A 7,096-nucleotide genomic window follows, 5' to 3' on the forward strand; every position below is an offset into this window, starting at 1 on the left:
ATCAGAATGTAAACACCCCCTCTTCAAGGAGAATTAAAAACTCTTTGGAAAGGGGGTGTTTGGTTAACTATAAAAATTCGTGGAGGCGCATTCTACTCTTTGCGAAAGAGGCGATATACTCCTGTAAGTAGAGCGTAAAGCGCAAAACATACGAGAACAGTAACTGCCCATGCATAGTTGCGAACGGTATAGGTAAGCGATGATAAAATAATAAAGATGGTAATACGTAGTACGCCTTCCTTAATAAACTGTTTACGTGCTACATTCATTCGATTGGCCTCCTTGAATGGATAAGATGGTACGGATAACAAGCCGGAAATATGTCTTTCCTTATATATAACCTTTGGGAATACAAAAAATGCAGGGAACGGAAAGTAAATATCGGTCCAAACAAATGACCTATGTAACTTAGCCGTTACCGACCTGTACTCCTCACCATAGAGTATATCATTACGAATGAGGAGGAGTACACTAGTGGAGGCTTATTATAATTGCTTACGTTGTAAGAATAGAAGGGTACGTATCCTGACTACTGATGGCAGACAGCATGAAGGTGTGATTACAGATGTGGACAGATATAATGTTTACTTAAGAACAGGATCCAATGGACCTGTGCAGACTTCTGCATTTTTTGGTTACCCTTATGCTGCTGACAATATTTTAACTCTCAGCTTGTTCACGCTGTTGGCTATTGCATTAATCTGATATGATGATGTAAAAACAGACCGTCCGCTAATCCGGACGGTCTGTTTTTAGTGGTTGGTTACTCTACAGTAATTGCACCTATATCTGAGCTTAAGGACAACAAAGGACCTCCTCCGTTAACATCACGTTTGCCACCCTCAACCCCGATGATCTGGCCTAGATCACTTTTAGCCACCAAGCTACATTTCACGCCATCGGCTAGAACAGCATTGAGGCTACCTACATTTGTTGTCGCTTTAAGACGGCTATCACTCTTCATTCCGGCTATATCCATGCGTATACTTCCTGTATTAGACTCTAGAGTGGATTTACCGGTGATGTTAGCTCCTTCGATATCAATAGCTCCAACGTTGCTGACGATGCGGTAGTTTCCGTCCAGATTGCGGAGACGAATTTGCCCGACATTATTGGTGATTTGATATTCATCCATACGGGTCGGGATCTCAATGGTATAGTTAATGCTAAAATCTGAATAACCGTATTTGTCTTGAGCCCAAGTCCATAAATCCTTTTTCGGATTTGATTTGGAACTTGTAGATACCTTCAGAGTATCGCCATTAACGTCTATTGAAATTTCAGCGTCATCCAAGATTTTCTGGCGGTCAGCTTTATGAGCGGAGCCGTTATGGGCTAAGATTGTCGCACTCACATTAATTTGATCACCCGTAGTTGATGTAACCTCTATTTCTCCCACTGCATTGTTCATGCTAAGCACTGAAGCAGAGCCGATCTCTTTAGATAAGGATAGTTCTTTGCTAATGCTGTTTGCTTTAACTTCGTCGGCCACCTTGGTAGCTGTATCCTGAACGGCTTGCTCCACGCTTGCAGCGGCTTTACCCAGCTCTTGCTTCACTACCTCACCAATATTTTGCTGCACATCTTCAGTAATATTCTTTCCTAGGTCATTATTAGCGGATTGCCTACCCGGTAACTCTGTGCATCCTGCCAGAAGTACGATGGACAAGACGGCTACAGCTGCCATTACGCTAGTTGTATTACTCTTTTTCATTGAATAAAATCCTCCTTATTTTTGGGTATATGTGTTCTTCCCTAAGCGCTACGTTATGTACGTACTCCTGTAAGTATAGCCTATGGGGATTTATTGTAAAAACGGCTGTAGGCGGGTTAATATACTGGACCAAAGACTAGGTATTTAAAAAGTGTTCACTACACTTCAAATTTCAATTGTGCTAAAATGAAATATAGATCTTATGCTCACATTAAAATGGGTAAGGGTACATATAAAAAGAGCAAAGATGCTCTCATATATAATCTTCAGCAGCTACTGAAAAGCGCTTTTTATAGTGAGATGTGCTAAGGCTAGTTTGCGAATACGATATAGACCGTTGCCTTACTTGCATCACAGGGCGGTCTTTTTATTTTCTTACCTCAATTAAATCATGAAGAGCGGAGGGAGCCAGATGCAATATGTAGTTATTTTGCTTGTCTTGCTAGCGCTGGGTGTTGGGTATTATATCGTTCAAAAAAAGAAAACAAGCAGCTCAAGCAATCCTTTGCGCACTACTAGCAGTAATGTGATCTCAATGGACAGTCATCGCAAAGCCAAACAGAGTCCAGGAGAGCAACCTTGCTCTTCTTGCAAGAAGAAGAATGGAAAGTTGATCTTCTATGCTCAAGATAATGGAACCGTGGTCGGCTTGTGCAAAGATTGCCAGTCTAAGGCAAAAAAAAGAGATATGTTACCGTTATGAAATAGAAAAATAAGTTGTATTAGCCCGTCCTTTATGATAATATTAACTCTGTTGTGTGGAATACGGTGGTCCGCTGCGGATAATGAGGGAGAGCTCAGATCTCTCCGGAAGAGGCAAGAACACCTGTACGGAAGGAGGAAGTCCTTAATGAATATCCTACAAGCTATTACGCAAGAGCAACTTCGTAAAGATATCCCTAGTTTTCGTCCGGGTGACACTTTGAAGGTGCATGTAAAAGTTATCGAGGGAACTCGTGAGCGTATCCAGTTGTTCGAAGGCGTTGTAATCAAACGTCGTGGCGGTGGAATCAGTGAGACTTTTACGGTTCGTAAAATTTCTTACGGTGTTGGTGTGGAAAGAACATTCCCAATCAACTCGCCTAAACTCGAAAAAATCGAAGTGGCTCGTCGTGGTAAAGTGCGTCGTGCTAAGCTTTATTACCTTCGTGAACTACGTGGTAAAGCAGCGAGAATTAAAGAAATTCGTCGCTAGAATAGTGACAGAGGAGAGGGGCTTGAGTTCAAGCCCCTTTCGCTTTATTTTTTTTTGAAAATATAAGAAAAGCATAAGTTTTACGTTATACATTATTCTTATATTTCTCGCATAAACGCTTACCGTTCTTAAAAGGACGCTGAGGGCGTTTTAGCTTGGTATACAATGCGTGTGACATATACGCTTGGGGATAAGCTTCTCCGAAAAGGCCTCCTGAAGGAGTATCTGTGGAGGGGTTTTTGGCAGGAGTTTTTTTGTGTTGTATAGTAAGAGTAGTATTAAGAGAGGACGGTGAACTATGCAGCAGGAACAAAGCGAAACTTTGGAATCAAGCGAGCAGAACCCACGTAAACAGAAAAATGAAGTGCTGGAATGGGTCAAGGCCATTGCGATTGCTTTAGTTCTGGTTATACTGATTCGCTGGCTTTTATTCAAGCCTTTTATTGTAGATGGACCTTCCATGCAGCCTAATTTCCATACGGGAGAACGTGTTATCGTTAATGAAATTTTATACGATATAAGATCTCCGCAGCGGGGTGAGGTTATTGTATTCCACGTGCCATCTGAAGGCAGAGATTTTATTAAACGTGTAATTGGTGTGGCTGGAGATACTGTGAAAGTAGAAGGAGATGTAGTTACAGTTAACGGTGAGGTTGTTAACGAGACTTACATCCAAGGCGCTATTGATGCTGCGCATAGTAACAACGCTCTGTATAATAATAAAGATTTCCCAAATGAAAAATTCACGGATGGTACTGTACCAGAAGGACATATTTTCGTTATGGGGGATAATCGCTCGGATAGTACAGACAGCCGGATGATTGGCTATGTGCCGCTGGGTGATATTGTGGGTCGTGCAGATTTAATCTTCTGGCCGATAAAAGATATTACACTGATTAACCATTAAGTTGACAGAAGTCAAAGGAGGTGACGGCAATGGCCATTCATTGGTTTCCTGGTCATATGACGAAGGCTAGGCGGCAAATCGAGGATAAGCTGAAGCTGATTGATGTTGTTATAGAGTTGCTCGATTCCCGTCTGCCGCTTTCCAGCCGCAATCCGATGATTGACGATATTTTGCGGGACAAGCCGAGATTAATTATTTTGAACAAAGCGGATCTGGCGGATCCGGAAATTACTCGGAAGTGGCTGGCGTACTTTAAGGAACAAGGGCATGTTGCCCATCCTGTGGACGCATCTACTGGAACAGGTGTTAAGGAGATTCCGGAGCAGGTCAAGCTGCTGTTGAAGGAAAAAATTGATCGGCAGATCGCAAGGGGAATGAACCCACGGGCTATGCGCGCATTGATCGTCGGTATTCCTAACGTCGGTAAATCAACGCTGATTAATCGAATGGCTGGTAAGAGTATCGCTGCTACGGGTGATCGCCCGGGGGTTACTAAGGGCCAGCAGTGGATTAAAACAGGAGGTAATCTGGAGCTTCTGGATACTCCTGGTATCTTATGGCCGAAGTTTGAGGATCAAGATGTGGGTTACCGCTTGGCCGTGACGGGTGCGATCAAAGAAGAAATCCTGAACATTGAGGATATTGCTTTTTATGCAGTGAAGTATTTGGTCAAGGATTATGGTTCCAGATTTCAAGAACGCTTTGGTATTGAGAAGCTTCCTGAGGATCTTGAGAACCCTGATGAGATCGTCGCAGTTATGGAAGCCGTGGGCCGCAAACGCGGTTGTCTGATTAGCGGTGGACGTGTTGATCTGGAAAAAGCTTCACGTGCTTTGCTGCATGAGCTGCGGGCAGGTAAGCTTGGTCGTTTTACGCTGGAAACACCTTAAAGGCGTTTAAATGAATGGGTATGGAAGAGCCATCCGGAAATTTTCGGGGGCTCTTTTTTTTGCTGATTTGGATCAAATTGGAGTGGTTATTTGTACATGACCATGTGAGCTTTACTATGGTAAGCTGACTTATGTAGTTTATAGAATAATTTATAATTGGCGGTGACAGATCGTGAGTACGATAGATATGTTGAGTTATGAAAAAGAGGGCTGGGAACAGTCTTATCGCCGTATAGCCGGCGTAGATGAAGTAGGCAGAGGTTGTTTGTTTGGGGATGTTGTTGCAGCAGCGGTGATTTTGCCGGAAGGGCTTATTATTGATGGCGTCAACGATTCTAAGAAGCTTACGGCGAAAAAAAGAGATGCTTTATTCGAGATTATTATGGAGCAGGCGATAGCTATTGGTGTAGGTTATGTGGATTCCCGCATGATTGATGAAATTAATATTAAACAGGCTTCTCGTCTGGCGATGAAAAAAGCGGTAGAAGGTCTTAGTCATATCCCGGACTATATGTTAATCGATGCTGAAAAAGTTGATCTTCCGTTGCCGCAGCAGGCGATCATAAAAGGGGATGCTAACAGCCAGTCTATTGCGGCAGCTTCGATTATAGCTAAAGTAACAAGAGATAGACTGTGTGAAGGGGTGTGGGAGGAATTATACCCTGATTATGGGATTGCGATACATAAAGGTTATGCGACCAAGCTTCACAGGGAACAAATTACGGCGTTAGGTCCGACACCTATGCATCGGCGCAGCTTTATTGGGAAGATTCTTGCTGAACAGCAAACCCTTTTTTAGAAATATCAGAATTTAAAAGATGCCAAAGGCGTTTAAGCTTGGATAAATTCACCGCTCAAAAAAGTCGGATTAATACCGATATAGTAAGAAGAGAGAAAATGGAGGGAGGAGAAACGGTATGAATATCGGAACATTGATCCGTGGATTGCTCGGGGATAATAAAGCGGGAGCGGCCAAGTCTTTGGAATTGAAGGAAGGGCAGGTTGTACGTGGTGTTGTTTTGTCTGTATCGGATTCGGGAAAAGAAGCCGTTGTGCAGATTCAAGGTACACCTGTTCGTGCGGAGTTGGAAACACCACTACTGCCAGGAGAGACCCTGAACTTGCAGGTTGGAGCACCCGGAGAAGGCGGATTGCCCGTATTGAAGCCGGTCTCCCTCGGCGAAACGGTGTTAGCCACCCCGCAAAACATGGGCGAGGCGTTGGAATCGCTTGGGCTTACTGACTCCAAAGCGGGTCGGGAAATTGTGTTGGCGATGCAGTCGGGTGGTATTCCGCTTACCAAAGAGACAGCGGCGATTCTGGATGCTGTAATGAGTGCGAAACCTGCGGGCGTGCCGACCTCAGAGTGGCTTGATGCAGCGGTCATTTCTGTAAAGCGGGGCCTGCCGGTTACCCCTGAAAGTGTGAAAGGATTGCAGCAGGCGGTTTTTGGTCCGCAGCTTCATCAGCTTTTGTCAGCGCTCGAAGAACAGATTACAATTTGGGCAGGTCAAGTCGCCGGTGAAGAAACAACAGCTGAAGCTAAAACTGGAATGGGTACCCCAACCGGAAAGCTGAATGCTCCTGTAACGACAGGTACGGGCGCTGTGATTAACGGGGAAGTGGTATCAGCAGGTGATGCTGATGCGGAAATGGACCAGGTGGCGGTTAAAGGAACTGGACAACCTGTAAGTAAACCTGCTGAAGGTAGTGCTGGTGTTACTACTACAAGCGGAAGTGCTGCTGCAACAGGAGGGGCAACGGGAGCCGGAGTTATTTCTGACGAACCTACAATTCCTTTGAATTCAGTGAAATCAGAAATATCGGGAAGTGCAGCTGCGAGTACAGCTGAAGCTCCTGAGAATGAAACCGGTATTGTAACTGCCAAGCCAGTGGTCCCCGAAGAGGCTGGTGAGGTAGTTCAGCTTTCGAAGAGTGGAAATACTGGTGAACCTTTGACTGGGAAAATAACTTCTACGCTTGCTTCAGGAACTCAGAGTAGTGCTGCTAACACGCAAGGGGACGGAATTGTAAGCAATCAAAATAGTTCTAATCAGAGCGAAACTCATGGCAATGAAATGAGTCTAAATAAAGATAGAGCGCAGGGGAGTGTCAGTGGCGCGAATATAAGCGCCACTGGATCAGCTGGTGCAAATAGCCAAGCTGCTGCGGGAAGCCAAGCTGGTGCAGCAAGCCAAGCTGCTGCACCTAGCGGGGCTGCCCTGCTCGTGAAGCTGCAGGGCGTGCTCACCGAGCTGCGCGGCAGCATGCCGCAGCTCGCGAATATCCCGCCCGCTGACGCGGCGGGACAAGATCCTGCCCCCGCGCCGGCAGTGCCGCGCGGGGAGACAATGGCTGCTGCGGCTTCGCCGGTGCAGCCAGATACCGCC

Annotated in this window: 9 protein-coding genes; 7 read left to right on the top strand and 2 right to left on the bottom strand. The window is 45.2% G+C overall.

From position 1 onward, the window contains the following. Positions 1-92 precede the first annotated feature (92 nt). A complete protein-coding gene (locus tag MHH60_RS30525) occupies positions 93-269 on the bottom strand; it encodes a hypothetical protein (RefSeq protein ID WP_155288145.1) in 177 nt (58 codons plus the stop codon). 205 nt (positions 270-474) lie between these two features. Here MHH60_RS30525 and MHH60_RS30530 point away from each other — a divergent pair, with 205 nt between their 5' ends. Further along, positions 475-705 (top strand): hypothetical protein, encoded by a 231-nt coding sequence (locus MHH60_RS30530; protein WP_036688596.1) that lies wholly within the window; start codon positions 475-477, stop codon positions 703-705. Positions 706-763: 58 nt separating this feature from the next. Here the strand turns inward: MHH60_RS30530 and MHH60_RS30535 are convergent, their stop codons facing one another. Continuing rightward, entirely contained in the window at positions 764-1,714 is a 951-nt protein-coding gene (locus MHH60_RS30535; RefSeq protein WP_076136369.1) for a hypothetical protein, read from the bottom strand. A 412-nt stretch (positions 1,715-2,126) separates the two neighbouring features. Here MHH60_RS30535 and MHH60_RS30540 point away from each other — a divergent pair, with 412 nt between their 5' ends. The 6 genes from MHH60_RS30540 to MHH60_RS30565 form a co-directional block, all read left to right on the top strand. Beyond that, entirely contained in the window at positions 2,127-2,417 is a 291-nt protein-coding gene (locus tag MHH60_RS30540; protein ID WP_076136371.1) for a hypothetical protein, read from the top strand. 147 nt (positions 2,418-2,564) lie between these two features. After that, the gene (rplS, locus tag MHH60_RS30545; RefSeq protein ID WP_036688590.1) at positions 2,565-2,909 is read left to right on the top strand and encodes a 50S ribosomal protein L19; all 345 of its coding nucleotides are present in this window, start codon (positions 2,565-2,567) and stop codon (positions 2,907-2,909) included. A gap of 298 nt (positions 2,910-3,207) precedes the next feature. Further along, on the top strand, positions 3,208-3,816 hold the full coding sequence (lepB, locus tag MHH60_RS30550) for a signal peptidase I (protein WP_036688589.1): 609 nt from the start codon (positions 3,208-3,210) through the stop codon (positions 3,814-3,816). Between the two features lie 29 nt (positions 3,817-3,845). Next, positions 3,846-4,706 (top strand): ribosome biogenesis GTPase YlqF, encoded by an 861-nt coding sequence (gene ylqF, locus MHH60_RS30555; RefSeq protein ID WP_036688587.1) that lies wholly within the window; start codon positions 3,846-3,848, stop codon positions 4,704-4,706. Between the two features lie 187 nt (positions 4,707-4,893). After that, positions 4,894-5,505: a ribonuclease HII gene (locus MHH60_RS30560; RefSeq protein WP_076136471.1), complete on the top strand. Its 612-nt coding sequence runs from the start codon at positions 4,894-4,896 to the stop codon at positions 5,503-5,505. Between the two features lie 118 nt (positions 5,506-5,623). Then, the coding region (locus MHH60_RS30565) for a hypothetical protein (RefSeq protein ID WP_341161197.1) at positions 5,624-7,096 on the top strand (1,473 nt) is incomplete at its 3' end.

Source organism: Paenibacillus sp. FSL H7-0716, assembly GCF_038002705.1.
Taxonomy (GTDB): Bacteria; Bacillota; Bacilli; order Paenibacillales; family Paenibacillaceae; genus Paenibacillus_AQ; species Paenibacillus_AQ odorifer.

Bases quoted from the DNA above. Each gene is read 5' to 3' on its own strand.
- MHH60_RS30525 (WP_155288145.1), bottom strand. From the start codon at position 269: ATGAATGTAGCACGTAAACAGTTTATTAAGGAAGGCGTACTACGTATT.
- MHH60_RS30535 (WP_076136369.1), bottom strand. From the start codon at position 1,714: ATGAAAAAGAGTAATACAACTAGCGTAATGGCAGCTGTAGCCGTCTTG.
- MHH60_RS30540 (WP_076136371.1), top strand. From the start codon at position 2,127: ATGCAATATGTAGTTATTTTGCTTGTCTTGCTAGCGCTGGGTGTTGGG.
- rplS (WP_036688590.1), top strand. From the start codon at position 2,565: ATGAATATCCTACAAGCTATTACGCAAGAGCAACTTCGTAAAGATATC.
- lepB (WP_036688589.1), top strand. From the start codon at position 3,208: ATGCAGCAGGAACAAAGCGAAACTTTGGAATCAAGCGAGCAGAACCCA.
- ylqF (WP_036688587.1), top strand. From the start codon at position 3,846: ATGGCCATTCATTGGTTTCCTGGTCATATGACGAAGGCTAGGCGGCAA.
- MHH60_RS30560 (WP_076136471.1), top strand. From the start codon at position 4,894: ATGTTGAGTTATGAAAAAGAGGGCTGGGAACAGTCTTATCGCCGTATA.